Raw genomic sequence first — 1,409 nt, 5'->3', positions numbered from 1 at the left:
CGTTCGCGGTGACGTCGACGGGATCGCCCTCACCGGCATCACCCTCGCGACGGCGGATCTCCGCCCCGGCGAGGCGTTCGTCGCGATCCAGGGCGTCAATCGGCACGGTGCGGACTTCGCCGTCACCGCCGCCGAGAAGGGCGCCGTCGCCGTCATCACGGACGAGGCCGGCGCGGAGATCGCAGAAGCGGCGGGACTCCCGATCCTCGTGGTCGATGACCCTCGCGCTGTGCTCGGCGACCTCAGCGCGTGGGTCTACGGCACCGGAGCAGGCGACCCGCTCCCGTTGCTGTTCGCGACCACCGGAACCAACGGCAAGACCAGCGTCTCCCACCTGCTCGAAGGCATCCTGGATCAGATCGGCGTCGTCACCGGACTCTCCTCCACCGCCGAACGTCATATCGCCGGCGAGGTCATCGTCTCGAGGCTGACCACCCCCGAAGCCTCCGAGATGCACGCACTGCTGGCGCTCATGCGCGAACGCGCGGTCGAAGCCGTCGCCGTCGAGGTCAGCGCGCAGGCGCTCTCACGCCACCGCGTCGACGGCATCCGGTTCGACGTCGCCGGCTTCACCAACCTGAGCCACGACCACCTCGACGACTACGCCGACATGGACGAGTACTTCGAGGCGAAGCTGCCGCTGTTCCGCCCCGATCGTGCCGAGCGCGGCGTCATCTGCCTCGATTCCCCCTCGGGGGCGATCGTCGTCGACCGTGCCGAGATCCCTGTCGTCACGGTGGGCACTCCGTCCATCGCCGCAGACCCCGAGGCCGCGACCGCCGCGGACTGGGTCGTCGTCATCGACGAGGAGCGGGCAGCCGGCACCACGTTCACGATGACCGGCCCCGCCGGTTCCCTCACGACCACGGTCCCGGTGATCGGGCCGCACATGGCCGCGAACGCGGCCCTGGCGATCGTGATGCTGCTCGAAGGCGGCTACGCCTGGGATCGCATCGTCGAGGCGCTCACCCGCGACGGCGGTATCCGCGCCTATCTCCCCGGTCGCACCCAGCTGGTCTCCGGAGCGACCGGCCCCGCCGTGTTCGTCGATTTCGGTCACTCCCCCGACGCATTCGAGAAGACGCTCGCCGCCGTCCGCCGAGTGACCCCGGGCAAGGTGCTGATGCTGTTCGGTGCCGATGGCGACCGCGATGCGAGCAAACGCTTCGACATGGCGCGCACCGCTGTCGAAGGCAGCGACATCCTCGTGGTCACCGATCACCACCCGCGCTTCGAGGACCCCGCCTCCATCCGGGCGACTCTCATCGAAGGCGCCCGCAAGGCACGACCGGATGCCGAGATCCACGAGGCCTCGCCGCCCGAGAACGCGATCGTCACCGCGGTCGGACTCGTGGGCGACGGCGATGCGATCCTCTGGGCAGGCCCCGGGCATCAGGACTATCGGGACA

The 1,409-nt window shown here is 69.8% G+C and carries 1 protein-coding gene; it reads left to right on the top strand.

The features are described 5' to 3' along the window. On the top strand, nucleotides 1-1,409 hold a 1,409-nt coding region (locus tag KZA10_RS15285; protein WP_218683312.1), incomplete at both ends, for a Mur ligase family protein.

The sequence above is a fragment of the Microbacterium sp. BF1 genome, from assembly GCF_019279095.1.
Lineage (GTDB): Bacteria > Actinomycetota > Actinomycetes > Actinomycetales > Microbacteriaceae > Microbacterium > Microbacterium maritypicum.
Note: the sequence above shows the minus strand (reverse complement) of the source record. Positions and strands in the feature narration are given on the sequence as shown.